Genomic DNA, 20220 nt, shown 5'->3' on the forward strand with positions numbered 1-20220 from the left:
GTGATCACTCGTGGTCGAGAAAATGGGCTCGGGTTCAATGGGTCGTTGCAGAGGCGCTTCACCACGCGACGCACCGCCGGTCGCTGCGCTGCACGGTACGGTATGCGTTATGGAGCTCCTGCCGGATCCTGTATGGCCGGTCATCCTGCTGGCGGTCATCTCTTTCATCGACGGGCTCGTGTGCATCAAGCCCTTGGAGTTCATCGGGCGGTGCTTCGAGGACGTCGGCTTCCCGCGTCGCTGGTGGTGGGTGATTCCACCGATCAAGTTCGCAGCGGCGGCAGGCCTCATCCTCGGGATCCGGATTCCCGGCCTGGCCGCGCTCACCACTGTGTGCCTGATCGTGTATTTCATCCTCGCCATCAGCATGCACATCCGCGCTCGTGATTTTGGCCGCAACCTCTTCGTCAACGCCATCGGGATGCTGGTGATCTGCATTGCGACCGCCGTCTTCTGCTTCCTTGTCTAGACCTGAGCCGCAGGAAAGCAGACGGCTGAAGGATCCAAGCGCAGCTCATTTCAGACCCCGGAGTGCGCAATTGTCAGAAGCTCACTCGAGCTCTATCGGAGCACGGGGGCACAAATGGAGATTGAGTTCGGCGCTGGCCCACTTTCAGCGCCAAATCGGTCGAGGTTGGCTTCGGATCGATCTATGCGATGCCGCTGCGCGTGAATGACTGCATCATTGGTGTCGTCAACCTGTACGCGGGGCGGCGTCGGAGGCTGCAGGCGACTCAGCTCAGTGCGTGGCGGGCGATCGTTCATGAGGCGGGCATACTCCGCGGGATGCGTCCTCTACGAGATGCTGACTGGCCGGACCTCGTTTGTGGGAAGCTCTCAAGTGGAGCTCACCTTCCAGCACGTTCATCACGCACCCGAGCCGCCGTCGAAGTTTCGCGAACACATCGATCCACGGCTCGACTACATGGTCCTGCGCGCACTGGCGAAGGCCCGCGCGGCGCGAAATCAGAGTGCTGAACAGTTCCGGCTTGCGCTGCTCACTGCACGCCCCGGTCAGAACAGTTCAGGTGTCGCGTTCGGCGCGGCCTGAGCGGTCTCGGAGTGCTTGCCCTCTGGATTGCGGTTGTCGCAGGGTTCGCCTGGCTGCTCGTCACATCCGTGCACGCCTATCGCACCGTGCCGCATCCGGATGCAGACCGCCGGTGAAACTGGGATCTACGCATTGTGCCGTCGTGGCATTGCCTCGTCGTGCGGACTGTGATCACCTCCGAAGGATGAGCTGTGAGACCCAGTTGCCCACGAGCTGAGCGACCTGCACCATGACGATGATGACGGTCACGGTGACGAGGGTGACGTTCCAGTCGAACTGCTGGTAGCCGTACATGATCGCGAAGTTGCCCAAGCCGCCGCCGCCGACCACGCCGGCCATCGCGGACATGTCCACGATGGCGATGAGCATGAAGGTGTAGCCAAGGATGAGCGGGGCGAGCGCCTCGGGAAGGACAATGCTGAACAGAGTGCGCAGTCGCCCGGCACCGGCCGCCCGGGACGCCTCTACGATTCCCGGGTCCACGGCGACGAGGTTCTGCTCGACGACCCGGCCGATGACGACCGAGGCCATGAGGGTCATCGGCAGGATCGCCGCAGCCGTGCCGATCGTGGTCCCGACGACCAGAAGAGTGAGCGGTCCGATGGCGGTGATGAAGATGATGAAGGGGATCGGCCGCACGATGTTGACGATGACGTTGAGGATTCCGAACACCACCGGCTGCTCGAACAGGTTGCCTGGTCGGGAGGCGTAGAGCGCAGCACCGATGATCAGCCCGGCGATGCCGCTCAGCACGATGGTGGCGGTGACCATGACGAGTGTCTCCTGCACCGACTGCAGGAGGACGGGGAGCAAAGTCGGCCAATCAGTGTCCATGGGAAACCTCCTTCTGGGGCTGCTGCGAGGAGAGCACCTCGGTGCGGGTGTGTGCTGCGATTTGCTCGATCGCAGCGGTGATCGCCTCGGGTGGTCCGGTCAGCTCGTAGGTCAGGGTGCCGAGCGGGCGCTCGCCGATCTCGGTGACTCCGCCGAACACCACGGTGCCCGTGACCTGCGCGGCCGCCAGCATGCGGTTGACCTCCGACGAGCCGTACTCCTCGTTGATCTCTATGGCCACGATCGTGCCCGGATGGCGGGCACGGAGGCGTTCGAGCGTGGCTGCGGACGGAGTTCCCTGAATAGCGGTGGCGATGAACTTCCTCGTGGTGTCGGTCACTGGATTCGAGAAGAGGGAGTAGGTGCTGCCCGCTTCGATGATGCGACCCTTCTCCATCATCACGACGTTGTCGCAGAGCTCGCGGACCACGGCCATTTCGTGGGTGATGACCACGGTGGTGGTTCCGAACTCCTGGTTCACGCGACGCAGCAGTCCCAGCACCTCGGTCGTCGTCTCCGGGTCGAGTGCGGAGGTCGCCTCGTCCGCGAGCAGGATCTCAGGGCTGGTTGCCAAGGCGCGCGCGATGCCCACCCGCTGCTTCTGCCCGCCGGACAGCCGCCTCGGATAGACATCAGCCTTGTCCTCGAGGTCGACGAAGCGCAGCAGCTCGGTGACTCTGGCCTTGATGTTCTCCCTGGACCAGCCGGCGATCTTCAGCGGGTACCCGACGTTGCCGGCGACAGTGCGCGAGCCGAAGAGATTGAAATGCTGGAAGATCATGCCGATGCGGCTGCGCACCTTCTGAAGCTTGGTCTCCGGCAGTCCGGTGATGTCGGTGCCGTCGATGACGACGCTGCCGGATGTGGGCAGCTCCAGCCCGTTGATGAGTCGCACGAGGGTCGACTTGCCGGCACCGGAGTAGCCGACGATGCCGACGACAGAGCCGCGTGCAATGTCGAGAGACACCCCGTCGAGAGCCTTCACGCTGCTCTCCTTGCCGCGCGGGGATGGGTACTCCTTGAAAATACTTATGAAGCGGATGTGGGGATCGATGTCACTCACCGGATCACTCCCTGCGGTTGTCTGCACAGGTGACAGTGAACGACGAGCCGGCTGAACGGGAACCGCCAATCGTCATATGGTGACCTTGTGCGTCACCTGAGGTGGATGTGTGACGAATCGCGACTTTTTGAGACATTCCCCACATACTCCGGATGCGCCTCGGGCATAGCGTTCCGAGCATCAGACTCAACTCGACGCCGAGGAGAATGCCATGACCCGTCCGACAACTCATTCGTGGGTGAAGACCGCCCTTTCCCTATCCGCCGCCGGGTTGCTGCTGAGCGTGGCAGCGTGCGGGGGAGGGGCAGCCTCTGCGGAAGGCCCAGACGATGTCCTCACCATCGGGACCGATGACGGCCAGGAGAAGCACTGGCTGATCATCCAGGAGAAGCTCGCCGAAGGAGGGATCGAGGCCGAGGTCAAGACCTTCTCGGACGGTACGCAGATCAACACCGCCACAGAGAACGGCGATATCGACATCAACCTGTTCCAGCACCTCGCCTACCTCGCGCAGTACAACGTCAACAACAACGGGACTCTGGTTCCCGTGGGAGCGACGGCGGTCTATCCGCTCGCGCTGTACTCGAAGGACTACGGCTCGCTCGAGGAACTGCCGGAGGGTGCGGAGGTCGCAATTCCGAACAATCCGACGAACCAGGCCCGCGCCCTGCTCAACCTGCAGGAAGCTGGACTGCTCACCCTCAAGGACGGTGGCGACTCGCTTTCGACCCCGGCGGAGATCGAGTCCGCGAAGGTGGAGATCACGCCGGTCGACTCGAATCAGACCGTCACCGCCCTCAACGGCTCGGCCGCTGCAGCGGTCGTCAACAACACCCAGGCGCAGAAGGGCGGGCTCGGCGACGAAGCCATCATCTACAAGGACGACCTCGAGTCCGGGACGAACGACGCGTACATCAACGCCTTCGTCACCAAAGAGGAGAACGCCGACGATCCGCGGTGGGAGACGCTCATCGATGTCTACCACTCGTCCGAGGTGCAAGAGGCCGTGACGGAGCTCAACGGGGGAAATCTGAAGTTCAAGGACGATTGGACCGCCGAGCAGCTCGTCGAATTGCTGCGCAGCGAGGAAGAAGTCGCGGCGAGCGGAGCATGACGTCGGGCGATTACGGCCCGCCGCAAGCGACAACGAGACGAGGAGAGCACAATGTCAGATTCCACACTGCCGATCATCGACCTGTCCCGGGCCGACGATCCGAGTACGGCCCAGGCCTTTCGCGACGATCTCCGTCGCGTGACCCACAAAATCGGATTCTTCTACCTCACCGGCCACGGCATTCCCGCTGAGGACTTCGGCGAAATCATCGACGTGGCCCAGCGCTTCTTCGCTCTTCCTGAGGAGGAGAAGCTGGCGATCGAGAACACCAAGTCCCCTCACTTCCGCGGCTACACGCGGACGGGTGGGGAGCGAACGCGGGGGAAGGTCGACTGGCGGGAGCAGATCGACATCGGTCCGAACCGCGAACCGGTTGCAGATCCGCAGTTCCCCTTCGATCGGCTGACCGGTCCGAACCAGTACCCTGCGTCTCTGCCCGAGCTTCGTGAGGTGACCGACCGGTGGCACCGGCAGCTCACCGTTCTGGGCGGCAAGCTGCTGTCCGAATGGGCGCTGAGCCTCGGGCAGCCGGCAGACCTCTTCGCTCCGGCCTTCGAGGATGGTCCGGAGTCCTTCATCAAGATCGTTCGCTACCCGGCCCCAGCTGACGAGACGGTCACGCAGGGGGTTGGAGAGCACCGCGACGGAGGAGTGCTCACGCTGTTGTACCCGCAGCCCGGCACCACAGGTCTGCAGGTGCTGACCGATGACGGCTACATCGACGCTGACCCGATCGAAGACGTCTTCATCGTGAACATCGGCAAGCTGCTCGAGGTTGCCACCGGCGGGTATCTGAGAGCCACGGTTCACAGGGTGCTCCCCACCCAGCCGGGGAAGGACCGGATCTCCGTCCCGTTCTTCTTCAATCCCGCACTGCGCAGCTCGCTGCCCGAGGTGCAGCTGCCTTCGGAGCTCGCCGCCCGCGCCCGTGGAGTCTCCCAGGACGAGCGGGACGCGCTGCACGCCGTCTACGGGGAGAATGCCTTTGCATCGCGGCTGCGGTCGCACCCCAACGTCGCGCAGAAGTACTACGCGGAGTTCGTGGAGGCGTCCCAAGTCTGATTGCCCTGGGTCAGGCTGGGATCCCTCGCTGTCGAGAACGCGGACGGTGTAGTCAGGCTTCTGAGGTGCCTGACGCCCGAGGCGCACCTGACGCGATAGGCCGGGGCCGGTGCGCCCTCAGTCAGTCCACTTCTCGAACTCTTCCGGGTCGACGTGCTCGACGAAGTCGCGGAACTCCTTGATCTCCTCTTCCTCGTCCTCGGACTGCACCTCGGTCTCGACGCTCACCTGGTCGTAGACGTCCTCGGCGACCCAGAGCGGCGCGTCGACCTCGCAGATCGGCAAGGAGGACCAGCATGTCGGATGACTTCGCACCGGCCGAACCCATCGAGGAAGCAACAGAGGAAGAGATCACGGAGACGGAGCCGGCCTTCGAGCCGTTCTACTCGTCCCTGGATCAGTGGGTGACTGATTGGCTGTTGCCGAACTACTCGCGGCCATTACGCGATGTCTCGCAGTTCCGGTGGGACCCGCAGTGGTGGCGGTGCTCGGAGGTCGTGATGCGCCTGGAGGCGCTGTGGGCGTCCTGGGAGAAGATGCGGCTGGAGGGCGGGCCGGGAATCGTGACGTTCTTTCGCGACTACCTGGACCCGATGATGCGGGTCATCCTCGACCCGCAGGGGCCGTTCCATGCCTACGATCCGAACAAGACGGACCCGGACGGTGAGCGAGATATGCCGGAGCCGTTGCCGCATTCTCCGCTGACGGTTCCAGACCTGTTCCGACTCGACTGACCGGCACACGAAGGGGCACCCAACCGCTTCGGTTGGGTGCCCCTTTGATGTGTGCGTCAGCGTTGCTGGACGTGCTCGCGTTCGCGTGTGGGCTGACTCTGGCCTGCCTTGCGGACATGAGCCTTCGAATCAACGGAACGCCGCAGGTAGTCCTTAGCGTCGCCCGAGATGTTCTTGAGCGCTTCCCGTCTGGTGGCAGCTGCCTGTGGGTCGCGCTTGGCGACTTCGTCCAGATGCCGGCTCATGTCCCGGTTGTGCTGGGAGTCAGGCAGTGACGCTGCGGCTGCCAGGTGGCCGGGCTCGCGCTTCCGCGCAAGGTCGGCGTCGTCGCCGGCTGTATCGGCGGCGGTGTCGTAGTGCTTTTCCTCAGGGTGGGACTCCGAGTGGGTGCGGTCGACATCAGCCCCAGCGTCCTCGCGTGTGGCTGTTTCGATTCGGGCGTCTCGCGCCTCCGGGTTCTCCGGGTCTGCCAGCAACGCGTCCCTGTCCTCGGCTGACAACCGGTCGAGGTAGTCGTCGGTGTCGATACCGGCCTCGGCGGCTTCACTCATCGCGGCCTCGCGGAGGGCAGGATCGTGGGCGGCTTCGTCCTCGGCCTGCGCCTGCTGTTCTTCCCGGACCGACTCGGCGGCGGTGTCGTTCGTGCGTTCCTCGGCACGCAGACGGCCAGCGGCATTGTGGTCGTCGAGGGCAGCTTGCAGTGCGTTGAAACGTGCGGTTCCATCGGCACCTTGAGAAGTCAGGTTTTCGATGTTGAGACCGTGCAAGTCCCGGACGCGGTCAGCGAACGCCATGTAGGCGCTGTTCGCCGGTCCGTGGCCCTTTGCTGCGAGGTCCTGGGCGTCAACGATGGAGCGATCCAGGTGTGCGTTCGATGTCGACTTCCAGAACTGCGCCGAGTAGGCGTCCTTGTGTAGCGCCTTGGCCGCTTCGGCTTCGTCGCGGTGGCGGTCCTGAGCCTGCCGCTGCTGCTCTGCCTCAGCGCCTTGTTCTTGGCGCTCTGCACGTTCGCTCTCGTGCTTCACGTTTGCGTTCGCCGGCTTCCTTGATCTGCATGCCGGCCATGCCGAGGCCGCGTGCGATCCGGCCCATCTCGTTGAAGGACTCGGTCTCTTCCTCTGCGGGGTTCACACTCATGGTTCCGCCTCCTATCGTCCGATCCCGTCGTCGCGGTCGCGCGCCGGGTCGCGGGTGGGTTGTCCTTGTCCGGGCCTTGGTGGTTTGGTCGGCTTCGCACTGCTGCCGGGCATCCCGAACAGCCGTTCGCGGGAGTTCATCGCTGCGCCGCCTCCTCGGCCGCGTTCGCGCGTCTCGGGGGAACGCTCGCGCACTGCTGTTGTGGTGCCCGAACTGTGCCGCTTCGCGGCGTCTTCGAGTACCTGGTCATGTGCTGCGGCGAGCTGGACGCGGCCACCGCCGAACCGATTGCGGCTCATCACCTGCGAGAGTTTCATGGCTTGGCGCATGAGCGCCGTCCAGCCCTCGATGGAATCCCGACTGAGCGCCCGGTCCATGAGTCGGGCCGAGTGTCCGGCCTGCATCGGGTTGGTGGCCACAGCTGCGATGTGTTCGCTGGCTTCGGCCAGGGGGCCGGCCTCGCCCTTCTCGAAGTGGATCGAGGCGGATGCGTAGATCCGTGAGAGGTCCACCAACGACACGTTGCCAGCCGCGAGACGGTTCCGCAGTGCTTCCGTTGGGCGCGCAAGCGTCTGCGGTGGCGCGTCCTTCCGGGTGGCGGTGTGGTGCTCCTGCCACACTCCCACGGCTTGTGGGTCGCCTTCCTTTGGTGCGCCGAGTGAGGCGCGCACCTTGGGCAAGCTCAGGTTCTTGTCTAGGTGCTTCGCAGGTGAGTAGAAGATCGGGTCACGGTCGACGCCCTTGGGTGCGGGAAGCGCCACCGAGCAGCCGGTGATTTGGTCAGTGCTGCCCTGCGCGAAGCGGGGTCGAATGATGACGCCGGACGAGTAGACGCGCTGGACGAACTCCGCTTCGCTCGTGGCTCCGGCCGCTGCCGCTCGCAGGCGCCGCCGTAGTTCCTGCCGCTCGTAGTGCGGAGCGTGCTCCCGCTCGCTGCGTTCGCGTTCCCACCGCTTCTCGTGCGGCAGAGTCTGCTTGAGGGCAGCACCTTCGGTGATCGCCAGGCCCCACTCGCGTTCAAGCTGTCTGCAGATCCTCTGCGCGCGTGATTGATCGTTGTGCTCTCGTGCGCGGGAACCGTCCTCGGTGACCATCTGCACGGCGAGGTGAATGTGGTCGTTTCCGTTCTTCGACATGCCATGCCGGACCGCGACCCATCGTGAGGATTTCGCGCCGTCCGGGTCGATGAATCCCATGCGATCCACGAACTGTTCGGCGATGAGTTTCCAGGCTTCGTCGGTCAACGGTTCGTCGGCGTCTGCTTTCAGCGACAGGGAGCAGTGCCACACGTGCCCGTCCTTCTCGCCCACCTTCACTCTCTTGCCGGCCTCGGCGTCGTAGCGGCGGATCGGAACCTTCACTTCGCGGCCATACATCTTGCGCGGATGATCCAGCGTGTTAGCCAGCGCGAGAGCATCGTCACGGTCGAGCTCTTTACCCGGTTCCACCGTGGCTAGCACCGTGTCGTCACCAGCCACGATGTGCGGGTTCTCATGCTCGTTGGACCGTCCCGGTCCCGCCATCCTCGGCCTGCTCCCGGAGACCGCCACTACCGACGGCGCGATCCTGCTGTCGGGCCGGAACGTGCTCACCGCCTCGGAGCAGAAGCTGCGGCAGATGCGCGGGGCGGATGTGTCGATGGTGTTCCAGGAGCCCTCGACGGCGCTCAACCCGGTGTTCACCGTGGGCTGGCAGATCGCGGAGGGCCTGCGCGCCCACAACCCGAAGATGAGCAGGAAGGCGATGCGGGCGCGCGTCGTCGAGGCGATGGAGAACGTGGGCATCCCGAACGCCGAGGAGCGCCACGACTACTACCCGCACCAGTTCTCCGGCGGGCAGAAGCAGCGGATCGTCATCGCGATGGCGCTCGCGCTCGGGGCGGAGCTCATCGTCGCCGACGAGCCCACCACCGCGCTCGACGTCACCGTGCAGGCCGAGATCCTCGACCTGCTCCGCGACCTGCGCGACGACATGGGCACCTCGATCGTCCTCATCACCCACAATATGGGCGTCGTCGCCGACCTCGCCGACCGGGTGGCCGTGATGTACCGCGGCGACCTCGTCGAGACCGCGGACGTCCGCACCCTGTTCGCGAATCCGACCCACGAGTACACGCGCGCGCTGCTCGCCGCCGTGCCCCGGCTCTCCGTCACCGAGGTGCCGGTCGCCGAGGCTGCAACAGGCGCCTCGGCGGGGGCGGCGGCCGCGGCTCCCGGTGCCGATCCGGCCGCGGACGTGCGCCCGGATATCGCGCCGGTGGTCGTCGCGCGCGACCTCGAGATCGTCTATCCGGGCGGCTTCGGCAAGAGCGATTTCACCGCCGTGGACGGCGTGAGCTTCGAGATCCGGCCGGGCGAGGTGTTCGGCCTCGTCGGCGAATCGGGGTCGGGCAAGACGACCATCGGGCGCGCGATCGCGGGTCTGACCCGTGCCACCGGGGGTTCGCTCACGGTGTTCGACCACGAGATGGTCGGGTTCAGGGAGAAGACGTTCCGACCCGTGCGTAAGCGGATCGGGTTCGTGTTCCAGGACCCGGCGGCCTCCTTCAACCCGCACCTGTCGATCGGCGAGTGCGTGGCCGAGCCGCTCGCGGTGCACCGTCCGGAGCTGGGCGATCAGCAGCGCCGGCGGGCCGCGCTCGACCTGCTCGAGGCCGTGCAGCTGCCGCAGTCCTATGCCGCCCGGTTCCCCCACGAGCTGTCCGGCGGCCAGCGTCAGCGTGCGTCCTTGGCCCGCGGCATCGCGCTCGACCCGGAGTTCCTCATCGCCGACGAGCCGACCTCGGCACTCGATGTTTCGGTGCAGGCGAAGGTGCTCGAGCTGTTCCGCGAGCTGCAGGAGCGGTTCCACTACGCGGCGCTCTTCATCAGCCACGACCTCGCCGTGGTCGACATGCTCTCCGATCGGATCGGTGTGCTGTTCCACGGCCGGCTGCTGGAGGAGGGGACAGGTGCGCAGGTGCTCGGCAACCCGCAGCACGACTACACGCGGCGTCTCATCGCTTCGCTCCCGGTGCCCGATCCGGTCGAGCAGGCCCAGCGGCGCGAGGTGGCCCGGGCGCTGCGGGAGTGAGGACATGAGCGAGCCGTCGGTCTGTCCGCCGTGGTCAAGGCGCTGGACGCTTCAGAGCCGGGCCCGCGCATGCGAGCGGCTCGCCGGCGAGTGGCCCGGCGATTGAGCCCGGGCCCGCACCGAGCGGGCCTCACCCGCTGCGGGGCATCCCCGCGCTGCTCACCGCCGCGGGTCGTCCTCTGAGGTTCCGGAGGACTCTCCGGCAGCCGTCTCCTCTCTCTCGGCGGCGACGGGGTGCTCCTGCGTGCCGCCCGCGGTCACCCGCAGGCTGCGGGCGCGGCGCACATCCTCGTCGAACTTCTTCGCCTTCTTGTCGCTGGCAGCGGTGTCGCGCGGCGGCAGCTGCAGGTCCACCTCTGCGGGGATCCCGGCCTGCAGCTCGCGTCCGCGCTCGAGCTCGGCGTCGACCTCTGCGCCGAACAGCAGGATCGCATTGATGATGTAGATCCACAGCAGCAGGATGATGACGCCGGCCAGGGCGCCGTAGGTCGCGTTGTAGTTGCCGAAGTTCGACACGTAGAAGAAGAACCCGAGTGTCGCGAGCACGGAGACGAGGATGGCGATCAGCGCACCGAAGCTGACCCACCGGAACTTCGGCTGCTGCACATTCGGCGTGGCGTAGTACAGCAGTGCCACGACGAAGACGACGATGAACGCCAGGACGAACCACTTGGCCACGTTCCACACACCCACCGCGGCGGAACCCAGGCCGATCAGATCGCCCACTCCTTCGGCGACCGGGCCGGACAGCACGAAGATCATCAGCGCGACAGCACCCAGCACCAGGATGAGCGCCGTGAGCAGGTACATCTGCAGGGTGAGCTTGATGCCTCCACGACCCTCGGGCACGTCGTAGATGGTATTCATCGCGCGGCCGAAGGCCTTCACATACCCCGAGGCCGACCACAGTGCGACGAGCAGACCGATGATCAGGCCGAGGCCGGGCGCCGGCGCGGTGAGCACCGACTCGAGCGGGGGACGCACGCTGTTCCAGGTGTCCTCCGGCACCACGCCCTGCACCTGGTCGAGGACGGCGGTGACGGTCTGCCCGCTCTGCCCGAACAGGCTGAGGATCGAGACCAGGGCGATGAGGCCGGGGAACACGGAGAACACGGTGCGGTAGGTGAGCCCTGCGGCCACGTCCGTGCAACCGTCGGCGGCGAACTCGCGGATGGTCGTCCGGAGCACGTACTTCCACGACGGTTTCGTGAGGTCGGTCGGATCGTCGGGCTTCCGGTCGTCCTCGGGATGCGGAGCATCCGCCGGGTGATCTGCGGATCGAGTCTCGCTCATCGTCTGCCCCCTGGTGCAGAATATGGTCTCAATAGTCAAGGCACCTTGATTATAGAGTAGATTCCGCGGCCCGGGTGCGAAGCCCCGGGGTGTGGCAGATGGCGGTGCGGGGGTTTACTCCACATCGGCAGCGGTGAGCTCGGCGGCGGCGAAGTCGAGCAGACCTGGGAGCCCGCCCGCTCCGAGCGCGCGCCGCTGCCGCGCCGCCCCGGTGCCCTGGTCGAGCAGCCGCGCGATGCCGGCTTCCGCGCACTCCCGATCCGCGTCGTTCGAGAAGTGCGGACGTGCCCGCTGCAGCAGCCCGAGCACCACGGCCTCAGCAGGCTGCTGCGTCCCGCTCACCGGATCCAGCAGGGTGCCGGACAGCCCGAACCGGGCCGCCTGCCAGCACGCGGTGTCGAGCAGCTCCGGCGGCGGGTCCCCGGGCAGGGGAGCTGCGAGGGACATCACCACGAGCGCCCGGGCGAGGCTCGCGAGCGCAACAGTCTGCCCCGCCCGCAGCTGGGCATCGGACGCGCGGATCTCGAGCGTGCCGTAGCGCGGGGAGAGCCGCACGATCCACCCCAGGCAGTTGCGGTCGGGGACCGCGTCGAGTGCGACGAGGGCGGCGACGCGGGATTCGTAGTCGGCGAGGTCGTGGAAGCGCGGCGGTATGCCGTTGACCAGCCAGCGCCGGTACTGGATGGTCCGCCAGCTCGCGAACCCGGTGTCCGCGCCCTGCCACACGGGCGAGTTCGCTCCGAGCGCGACCAGCACCGGCAGCCAGGGGCGCAGCCCGTTGAGGGCCCGGACGCCGGTGGCGAGGTCGGCCAGACCCACGTGGACGTGCAGGCCGTTGACATGATGGTCGACGGTGAAGCGCGGGGCGAGCTCGGCGAGGGTCGAGTAATGAGCCCCGGGACTCACCTCGGAGGGTGAGCGCGGGTGGTCCGGTGCGGTCCCCAGGGCCGCGACCGCGAACCCAATGCGGTCCGCGGTCGCGGCGAGTGCGCGGCGGAAACCGAGCAGTTTGGACAGTGCCGTGCCGGTCTCGGTGTGCACGGGGGAGTTGTACTCGAGCTGGCAGGTGAACCATTCGGCGGTCGCGCTCCCGCCGGCGACCTCGAGCGCGTGGAGCGTGCGCGTCTGCTCGGGGGAGGGGGAGGCCGGCAGTCCGGTGTCCCGATCGATGAGGAGGTACTCCTCCTCGATTCCGAATGTCGTCATGGCCGACCGCCTCGTCGTCGAAGGGCCGAGGCGCCGATGCGAGTCGCAGCGGCCCTCGCCGAGCGGCCGCCCTGCACCTCGGGTAGAAGCAACCTATTACGCGGACGCCGGTTCGGCAATGAGCGCCGGCCGGACGATGCCGCCGGTGCACTGCGGCGATTCGGCGGATCAGCCGGTCGGGATGGCCACGATCGGATCCGTGGTCGGCGCCGCCGACCCGCCCTCGGGCTCGACGGTGATCGTGAACGTCGATCAGACGGGCACCCGGTCGAACGCTGTCGGCGCGCGTCCTGCCGCCGGTCATCGAGGCGGCCCAACCCCGTCGCGCGTATTCCCGGCGGAGGTGCGGTTGCCTGCGCGGGATTCCGCTTCCACTCATCACTGCCGCCCCAACTATCGTGCCAATTCGCCGAACCTCGACCGGATGCGGGACTTCGTGAGATTTGTTCCGCGCGGTGATCGGTTCTGCGCACCGGGCGGGATTCGACCCGACCGGCAGCTCTCGGATCACGGGTCCGGGAGCAGGTCAGTCCAGGCGGCCGCCGCGGATCGTCAAGGCTGTGTCGGCCAGGGGCACGAACTCGGTATCGTGGGTGACGACGACCGTTGCGGTGTCGAACTGCCGGGTCGTCGCCACGATGAGGTCGATGATGGCTCTCGAGCGGTCGTGATCGAGCGCGGACGTGGGTTCGTCGACCAGCATGACCTTCGGTCGTCCCATGAGAGCTCGCGCGACGTTCACCCGTTGCCGTTGACCACCGGACAGCTGATGCGGTCGCCGGTCGGCGGCGGCGGCCAGACCGACGACCTCGAGCAGCTCGTGCGCCCGCTGGCCGGCACGGGCCAGCTGCCGGCCCCGGGCCCCGCGCAGATGCTCAGTGAGCACGAGCTGGTCGTGCGCGGTGAGCAACGGGAGCAGGTTGGGCTGCTGGAAGATCGTGCCGAGCTGCGTTCTCCGCAGCATCGCGCGGTCCTTCTCCGGCAGTCCGGTGAGCTCGCGACCTGCCAGGCGCACCGATCCCGAACTCGGACCGATGAGGGTCGACGCGACGGCCAGGAGCGAGGACTTGCCGGATCCCGACGGTCCCACGAGAGCAGTGACGGTTCCCGACTCGGCGGAGAGATCGACGGCGGCCAGGGCGCGGATGGTGCGGGGTGCGCCGTTCTCGTCCACGCCATCGGGGTAGACGAGGCTGACGTTCTCGAGCCGGAGCGCGGGAGCGGATCGGTGGGGTGCGGGGGAGGGCAGGGGCTGAGGCGTCGATGAGTGCATGGTCAGTTCCCTCCGAGAGCGAGCAGGGGATCGATCCGGGTCACGCGCCGGGTGGCCAGTGCAGCCCCGATCAGACCGAGGACGAACACGCCGAGCACCGGCGTGAGGATGGTCATCGGCGTCAGCGCGAACGGCACTGCGGAGCCGACCGCCGCTCCTCCGGCGGCGCCGGCTGCGCCTCCGGCCGCAGCTCCGAGGAGCACGACGAAGGCGGCCTGGGTCATGGAGTCCCGTACGAGGTAACCGCGGGAGGACCCCAATGCGCGAAGGACGGCGAGATCCCGGGTGCGCTGGATGGTCCACACGGTGAGGAAGGACACCACGACGAGGGCGGAGATGCCGTAGAGGAATGCCTGCATCATGAGGAGCGAACCGCGCTCGGACTGGTAGGCGGGCAGCGCGGAGAAGGCCGTGCGGGTGTCCTTCGACACTGTCCCGGCGGCCGCGTCGGCCGACGCGAGAGTGTCCTCGGTGGGCGGACCCGCCGAGTCGGCGATGCGGTCGGCCGGGATCGCGAGGGCTGTCGCCTCGAGCCCATCGCCCAGATGTGCGATGCCGGCGAAGTCGTCGATCGATGTCCACGCCACCGGAAGGTGACTGTAGTACTCGTCCCCGACGATCCCGACCACATCGAGCTCTGTCGAGGACAGGTGAATGGTGTCACCGAGCGAAACAGCGAGATCCGCCGCGGCTTCCTCGCTGAGTACGGCCTGTCCTGCAAGCGGGTGGGTCCGGCCATCGATGGATTCCAGGGAGGGAGCCAGAGCGGTGCCGGTCTCCAGGCCCATCACCGCGACGGAAGCGGCCGGCCCGTTCGAGCCGCCCCCGGTGCCGGCGGCCTCGGCCCGGGTCTGGGTGACACCGAGGCGCTCAGCCCGCGGACCGCTCACTGCGTTATTCCATGCCCGCAGCTCATCGGCTGTGATGACCGACTCAGTGAACGACGGCTCGTCGCCGTCGTCGTCCGGGGCGGCGAAGACGATATGCGACGCGCCGAGGTTCTCCAGGGCCGAGGTGTTCTGCCGGCCCAGTCCGTCGGTCAGACCGGTGAGCAGCACGAGCAGCAGGGTGATGAGTGCGACCACGCCGCCGATCAGGGCGAAGCGCCCCTTCGCGAAGACGATATCGCGGAAGGCCAGGTACATGTCTGCTCTCCGAGGTCGGTAGGAATGTCGGGTGTCCATCCATCATGGTGGAGGGGGCGCGGGCGCGGATCGCCCCACCGGTTGAACCGCAGGGATCATCCGGACGACGCGGAGATCATCCGATCGGTTGACTTCATCCGGAGCGGCAGCAGGTATCATCCGCGGTGAGCCGGCGGATCGGCGGCTCGGCGCGTCGGGTCCGGTGGGTGCGGACGCGCGGAAGAGACGGGCGACAGGCCCTGCGGAGATCGGTCGTCGTGCGTCGTCGTCGCACGATCCACCGGTGGGAGGCACAGTGCCGCGGGTACAGGTGATGATCGTCGATGACCATCCCGTCGTGCGCGCAGGTCTGTGCGCCCTGGTGGACGGGCGCGAGACCATGACGGTGGCGGTCGAGGCCGGCACGGGCGAGGAGGCGCTGCTGCGCCTCGAGGAATTCGGCGCGCAGATCGATGTCATCATGATGGATCTGCGGATGGGCGCGGGAGTGTCGGGGATCGAGGCGACTCGACTGATCCGGGAGCGTTGCGATATACTGGTGCTGATCATGACGGCGTTCGACACCCAGGCCGACGTCGTGGCGGCGCTGGAGGTCGGCGCCATCGGTTACCTGCTCAAGGGCTGCCCGGCCGATGAGATCGCGCGTGCCGTGGAGGACGCGGCGGCCGGGAGATCGGTGCTCTCTCCGTCCGTCATCGCACAGATGATGAAGCGGATCGCCTCCCCGGCGACAGCCCTGACCCCGCGCGAGATCGAGATCCTCGAACTCCTCTCCGGCGGTGCCACCAACCGCCAGCTGGCGCGCCGGCTGTTCATCTCCGAGGCGACAGTCAAGACCCACCTCGTGCACATCTTCGACAAGCTCGGAGCGGACAATCGGACCCAGGCGATCGAACGCGCCCGCGACGAGCGCGTGATCTGAGCAGTCGTCGCAACGAGGTCGGCGTCGGGTCGCGACGAACAGGCAGAGGCGCCGCGGTCATGGCCGGCGAGGCGATCTCAGGTAGTGTCGGTGTGCCATGTGCGATGAATCCCGCTCCGCCGCCGCTCCGGGCCTGCACCCTGACTCCGTCGGCGGTGCGGTGCTCGTCGTCGGCGCAGGCGAGGCCGGTTCGCGTGTGGCCGGTGCACTTGCCAGCAGGGGCGCACCGGTCGTCGTTCTCTCCCCCGACGGTTCGCCCGGCGTCGAACTGCCGCCGCTGTCGAAGAAGCTCTTCGCGGAATCGTTGACGCTCACCGCGCACAGTGTGGACCCGGCCGCCGCAGACTCCGGTCCGGGACATGCCGTGTCCGGCGGCTCGAGCGTCGCACTTCTTCAGGGCGCAGCGGTCGAGCTCGACCTCGACACCCGCTCTGTCCGGCTCGACACCGGGGAGTGGGTCCACGGCTCCGCCATCGTCATCGCCACCGGATCCGCCGCCCGGATCCTCGACATCGAGCTGCCCGGGGGCCCGGCCTTCACTCTGCACTCCGCCGCCGACGCACAGGCGATCCGCGAGCACCTCGCGGCGCTCCGCTCCGGTTCCGCCCAGGACACCCCGGTCGATATCGGCATCATCGGCTCCGGCTTCCTCGCGCTCGAGCTCGCCCGCGGTGCGGTGGACGCCGGCCATACGGCGACCGTGCACCTCAACGGGCCGCGCCCGCTGCCCCGGCTCAGCGCACCGCTGAGTGACGCCGTCATGGCGCTCCATGAATCCGCCGGCGTCCGCTTCGTCCCGCACTCCACACCGGTCGACTACGTCGCCCGCGACTTCTGGATCACGGCCGTCGGAGCGCAGGCCGCCACGGATTTCGCCGGCCGTGGCGTCCAGCGCACGAGCGCGGGCGCGCTCCTCACCGACGCCCACCTCCGGGTCCTCGCTGCGGGCGGCGCCCCGCTGGAGGCGGTCTACGCGATCGGTGACTGCGGGCAGGTGGCGCACGGCCCGATGGCGGCCTACGGCCCCCAGGAATCCGAACCGGTGGCCGCCTCGCAGGGGGAGTGGCTCGGTCGGTGCCTGGGTGCCGCATCGAACCACGCCGAATCACCGGGTCCCGCCGAGCCCGACCCCTCCGAACACGTGGAGCCGGGCCACTCCGCGCCGACCGCCGCCTGGAGCGACCTCCCGTGGCACTGGAGCTTCCAGGGCCCCGTGCGCGTCTTCACCGCCGGCATGTCCGCCGCCGCATCTCAGGGCGAGCCCGTGGTCCTCGGTGACCTGGCGACGGGGAGCGGGCAGGTGGCGCTGTTCGCCTCGGAGGCGGATGACGCCCCGCTCGTCGGCGTCGAGACCCTGGGCCCGCCCAAGCCGCACCTCGCAGCCCGTCGGCTGCTCGCCTCGGGCACGGTGCCCACCCGAGCGCAGGTGAGCGCCCCGGATTTCGACCTCGTCGTCGCCTCGCGCCTGGCAGGCTCCGGACACGTGAGGGCGTAGACTTGGCGGGTCAGAGTCCCGATCGGAGAGTGTCCCGCTGTCTATGAGCATGTCCGAACTGGCCGCCGCGAACTCGCTCGAGCGCGTCGGCGCCCGGCCGTCGTTCACCGATTACGTCACCGAGGTGTGGCGGCGCCGGGACTTCACATACTCCCTGGCGAAGTACCGCATCCAGAGCGAGAACGAGCGGAATCGCCTGGGCATGCTCTGGGTCGTGCTGCGGCCGATCCTCTCCGCGATGGTCTACGGGCTCGTGTTCGGGCTCATCCTCGCCGGCATGCGCCCGGCGAACTTCGTGCCCTTCCTCATCATCGGCGTGTTCTTCCTCGAGTTCTTCAACACCTCGATGAACGGCGGAGCGAAGTCGATCATCAGCAATACCGCGCTCGTGCAGTCCCTGCCGTTCCCCCGCATGGTGCTGCCGATCGCCACGGTCCTGCAGAACCTGCTCAATTTCATGCCGACCCTGCTGCTGATGTTCGTCCTCACCATGCTGTGGGGGGCGCGGCCGAACCTCTCCTGGTTCCTCTTCATCCCACTCATCGCGTTGTTCTACCTGTTCAACCAGGGTGTGGCGCTGATCTTCGCGCGGCTCACGGTGCACGTGCGCGACCTCAGCCAGTTCGTGCCGTTCATCTCCCGCCTGATCTTCTACACCTCGGGTGTGTTCTTCGACCCGCGCACCGTGCTCGAGCCCTACCCCACCCTGCAGGCGGTCTACGCCTGGCACCCGCTCAACGAGGTGCTTGCGATCGCGCGCGGCATCCTGCTCGACGAGTACTCGATCCCGTGGGACTACTGGTGGAAGCTCGCGATCTGGGCCGTCGTCATCCTCGTCGTCGGCACGGTCTTCTTCTGGAAGGCGGAGGAGCGCTATGGCCGAGAGAACTGAGAAGCCCGCCGAGGGCCGGCCGGTCGTCGCCTGCGACGACGTCCACGTCGAGTTCCGCACCCTGGCCACCGGGAAGCCGATCAAGCCCAGCATGAGCAGCGGCCTGCTCCAGCGCGGCCGGTCCCTGCGCACGGTGCACGCGCTCAAGGGAGTGACCTTCGTGGCGCGCGCCAACGAGTCGATCGGCATCATCGGTACGAACGGCTCGGGCAAGTCCACCCTCATGCGCACGATCACCGGGCTCACCCCGGCCACCCGCGGTGCGGTCTACGCGAAGTCACGGCCCAACCTGCTGGGCGTGGGTGCTGCCCTCATCCCGGATCTGTCCGGCGGCAACAACATCATCCTCGGCGGGCTCGCGATGGGCATGGAGCGGTCCGAGATCGAGGCGCAGTACGACGAGATCGTCGAGTTCACCGGGCTCGAGGACTTCATCGACATGCCCATGCGCACGTATTCCTCCGGCATGTCCGCCCGACTCAAGTTCGCGATCGCCACAGCCAAGGAGCACGAGATCCTCATCGTCGACGAGGCGCTGAGCGTGGGCGACCGCGACTTCCAGAAGAAGAGCGAGAAGCGCATCCGCGACATCCGCGAGCGTGCCGGCACCGTGTTCCTCGTCTCCCACTCGATGCGCTCGATCCGCGACACGTGCAACCGCACCATCTGGATCGAGAAGGGTGAGCTCCGCGCCGACGGCGACACCGATGCGGTGGTCAAGGAGTACGAGCAGCACCGGTGATGCCGGCCCGAGCGGACGCGCCGGCGGCTGCCCCACCCGGATGAGCGGCATCTGAGACGCGTCTCAGATGCCGCTCATCCGCCGTATGGAAGAATCGAGCCGTGCCGAAACGTCCCCAGAAGCTCACCGCCGAGGCCCTGCCGCCGCTGCCCGCCCGGCCCGGAGTCTCCTACATCATGCCGGTCCTCAACGAGGCCGAGCACATTTCTGCCGCGATCACCACGATCCTCGACCAGGAATACGCCGGCGAGAAGGAGATCGTGCTCGCACTCGGCCCGTCGACCGATGAGACGACGTCGATCGTCACCACGCTCGCCGCGGGCGAACCGCGCATCCACATAGTCCACAACCCGGCCGGTGACACCCCGACGAGCCTCAACCTCGCCATCGCCGCCACCTCGCACCCGGTGATCGTCCGCGTCGACGCTCACTCCGAGCTCACCGGCGACTACACCGACACTGCGATCGCAGTGCTGCGCGACACCGGGGCCGCCAACTGCGGCGGGCTCATGCTCGCCCGCGGTCGGACCCCGTTCCAGAAGGCCGTCGCCCGGGCCTACATGTCCCGCGTGGGTCTGGGCGGTCCCGCCTATCACACCGGGGACGAGCCGCAGGAATCCGAGTCGGCCTACCTGGGCATCTACCGCCGCGAGGTGTTCGACGTGCTCGGCGGCTTCGATTCCACCTTGCGCCGCGGTCAGGACTGGGAGCTCAACCTCCGCATCCGCGAGGCCGGCGGACGGATATGGTTCGACCCGCGCCTCGAGGTCACCTACTGGCCGCGCACCACGTGGAGGAAGATCGTCCAGCAGTTCCACGCCACCGGGATCTGGCGCGCCGAACTCATCCGCCGCCACGGCACCAAGAACTCGTGGCGCTACTTCGCGCCGCCCCTCCTGGTGCTCGGCGTGGCGGCCTCCCTCATCGAAACGCTCCTCCAGCTCTCCGGGGCCACCCACACCTGGCCGCGGTTCCTCCGCCACTTCACCGCACTCGTCCACGTGCCGAGCCTCGCCTACGTCGCCGGTATCGTCGCCGCAGCCGGGCAGGCGCGGGACTGCGGCAGGCGGGAGCGAGCGTGGTTCGCTCTCGTGCTCCCCACCATGCACCTGAGCTGGGGCGCCGGTTTCCTCCGCGGCCTGCTCACCGGCGCCGGCACGGCGGCTGACCGCTCCCGCTGAGTTC

At 67.4% G+C, this 20220-nt stretch carries 20 protein-coding genes; 11 read left to right on the forward strand and 9 right to left on the reverse strand.

The window, feature by feature from the left end; translation table 11 throughout:
• Positions 1–109: 109 nt before the first annotated feature.
• Complete coding sequence (locus FDF13_RS05235) at positions 110–469, forward strand: DoxX family protein (protein ID WP_137318745.1); 360 nt, start codon at positions 110–112, stop codon at positions 467–469.
• A 372-nt stretch (positions 470–841) separates the two neighbouring features.
• Positions 842–1051, forward strand: coding sequence for a hypothetical protein (locus tag FDF13_RS05240; RefSeq protein WP_137318746.1), 210 nt, complete (start codon positions 842–844; stop codon positions 1049–1051).
• 171 nt (positions 1052–1222) lie between these two features.
• Here FDF13_RS05240 and FDF13_RS05250 read toward each other — a convergent pair whose 3' ends face one another.
• Together FDF13_RS05250 and FDF13_RS05255 are read right to left on the reverse strand one after the other, a co-directional pair.
• The gene (locus tag FDF13_RS05250; RefSeq protein WP_137318747.1) at positions 1223–1885 is read right to left on the reverse strand and encodes a methionine ABC transporter permease; all 663 of its coding nucleotides are present in this window, start codon (positions 1883–1885) and stop codon (positions 1223–1225) included.
• Positions 1875–2948: a methionine ABC transporter ATP-binding protein gene (locus FDF13_RS05255; protein WP_254668921.1), complete on the reverse strand. Its 1074-nt coding sequence runs from the start codon at positions 2946–2948 to the stop codon at positions 1875–1877. Before FDF13_RS05255 ends, FDF13_RS05250 begins: the two co-directional genes overlap by 11 nt.
• A gap of 238 nt (positions 2949–3186) precedes the next feature.
• Here FDF13_RS05255 and FDF13_RS05260 point away from each other — a divergent pair, with 238 nt between their 5' ends.
• Entirely contained in the window at positions 3187–4062 is an 876-nt protein-coding gene (locus FDF13_RS05260; RefSeq protein ID WP_137318748.1) for a MetQ/NlpA family ABC transporter substrate-binding protein, read from the forward strand.
• 51 nt (positions 4063–4113) lie between these two features.
• The gene (locus FDF13_RS05265; protein WP_137318749.1) at positions 4114–5124 is read left to right on the forward strand and encodes an isopenicillin N synthase family oxygenase; all 1011 of its coding nucleotides are present in this window, start codon (positions 4114–4116) and stop codon (positions 5122–5124) included.
• Between the two features lie 117 nt (positions 5125–5241).
• Here the strand turns inward: FDF13_RS05265 and FDF13_RS14685 are convergent, their stop codons facing one another.
• Positions 5242–5409 carry a hypothetical protein gene (locus tag FDF13_RS14685; protein WP_175406869.1) on the reverse strand — a complete coding sequence of 56 codons (168 nt, stop codon included), beginning with the start codon at positions 5407–5409 and terminating at the stop codon, positions 5242–5244.
• A gap of 11 nt (positions 5410–5420) precedes the next feature.
• Here FDF13_RS14685 and FDF13_RS05270 point away from each other — a divergent pair, with 11 nt between their 5' ends.
• Entirely contained in the window at positions 5421–5858 is a 438-nt protein-coding gene (locus tag FDF13_RS05270) for a DUF4913 domain-containing protein (protein WP_137318750.1), read from the forward strand.
• A gap of 56 nt (positions 5859–5914) precedes the next feature.
• Here the strand turns inward: FDF13_RS05270 and FDF13_RS05275 are convergent, their stop codons facing one another.
• On the reverse strand, positions 5915–6883 hold the full coding sequence (locus FDF13_RS05275) for a hypothetical protein (RefSeq protein WP_137318751.1): 969 nt from the start codon (positions 6881–6883) through the stop codon (positions 5915–5917).
• A 123-nt stretch (positions 6884–7006) separates the two neighbouring features.
• Positions 7007–8473 carry a relaxase/mobilization nuclease domain-containing protein gene (locus FDF13_RS05280; RefSeq protein WP_175406870.1) on the reverse strand — a complete coding sequence of 489 codons (1467 nt, stop codon included), beginning with the start codon at positions 8471–8473 and terminating at the stop codon, positions 7007–7009.
• 22 nt (positions 8474–8495) lie between these two features.
• Between FDF13_RS05280 and FDF13_RS05285 the strand changes: the two genes are divergently transcribed.
• On the forward strand, positions 8496–10067 hold the full coding sequence (locus FDF13_RS05285) for an ABC transporter ATP-binding protein (RefSeq protein ID WP_254668922.1): 1572 nt from the start codon (positions 8496–8498) through the stop codon (positions 10065–10067).
• 159 nt (positions 10068–10226) lie between these two features.
• On the opposite strand, the gene FDF13_RS05290 is transcribed toward FDF13_RS05285, so the two are convergent.
• The 4 genes from FDF13_RS05290 to FDF13_RS05305 all read right to left on the reverse strand — a co-directional run bounded on the left by FDF13_RS05290 (position 10227) and on the right by FDF13_RS05305 (position 15023).
• Entirely contained in the window at positions 10227–11360 is a 1134-nt protein-coding gene (locus tag FDF13_RS05290) for a YihY/virulence factor BrkB family protein (protein ID WP_137318754.1), read from the reverse strand.
• Positions 11361–11474: 114 nt separating this feature from the next.
• Positions 11475–12566 (reverse strand): YbdK family carboxylate-amine ligase, encoded by a 1092-nt coding sequence (locus FDF13_RS05295; protein WP_137318755.1) that lies wholly within the window; start codon positions 12564–12566, stop codon positions 11475–11477.
• Between the two features lie 526 nt (positions 12567–13092).
• Positions 13093–13839, reverse strand: a complete 747-nt coding sequence (locus FDF13_RS05300; RefSeq protein ID WP_137318756.1) for an ABC transporter ATP-binding protein — start codon at positions 13837–13839, stop codon at positions 13093–13095.
• Positions 13840–13841: 2 nt separating this feature from the next.
• Positions 13842–15023 carry an ABC transporter permease gene (locus FDF13_RS05305; protein ID WP_348983832.1) on the reverse strand — a complete coding sequence of 394 codons (1182 nt, stop codon included), beginning with the start codon at positions 15021–15023 and terminating at the stop codon, positions 13842–13844.
• A gap of 274 nt (positions 15024–15297) precedes the next feature.
• Between FDF13_RS05305 and FDF13_RS05310 the strand changes: the two genes are divergently transcribed.
• The 5 genes from FDF13_RS05310 to FDF13_RS05330 all read left to right on the forward strand — a co-directional run bounded on the left by FDF13_RS05310 (position 15298) and on the right by FDF13_RS05330 (position 20216).
• Positions 15298–15906 (forward strand): response regulator transcription factor, encoded by a 609-nt coding sequence (locus FDF13_RS05310; protein ID WP_137318757.1) that lies wholly within the window; start codon positions 15298–15300, stop codon positions 15904–15906.
• Between the two features lie 97 nt (positions 15907–16003).
• A complete protein-coding gene (locus tag FDF13_RS05315; protein ID WP_137318758.1) occupies positions 16004–17401 on the forward strand; it encodes an FAD-dependent oxidoreductase in 1398 nt (465 codons plus the stop codon).
• Positions 17402–17444: 43 nt separating this feature from the next.
• The gene (locus FDF13_RS05320; RefSeq protein ID WP_137318759.1) at positions 17445–18293 is read left to right on the forward strand and encodes an ABC transporter permease; all 849 of its coding nucleotides are present in this window, start codon (positions 17445–17447) and stop codon (positions 18291–18293) included.
• Entirely contained in the window at positions 18277–19035 is a 759-nt protein-coding gene (locus tag FDF13_RS05325) for an ABC transporter ATP-binding protein (RefSeq protein ID WP_137318760.1), read from the forward strand. Before FDF13_RS05320 ends, FDF13_RS05325 begins: the two co-directional genes overlap by 17 nt.
• Before the next feature lie 101 nt (positions 19036–19136).
• Positions 19137–20216 carry a glycosyltransferase family 2 protein gene (locus FDF13_RS05330; RefSeq protein ID WP_137318761.1) on the forward strand — a complete coding sequence of 360 codons (1080 nt, stop codon included), beginning with the start codon at positions 19137–19139 and terminating at the stop codon, positions 20214–20216.
• The last annotated feature ends 4 nt before the right edge of the window (positions 20217–20220 follow it).

Source organism: Brevibacterium sp. CS2 (assembly GCF_005280295.1).
GTDB classification, from domain to species: domain Bacteria; phylum Actinomycetota; class Actinomycetes; order Actinomycetales; family Brevibacteriaceae; genus Brevibacterium; species Brevibacterium pityocampae.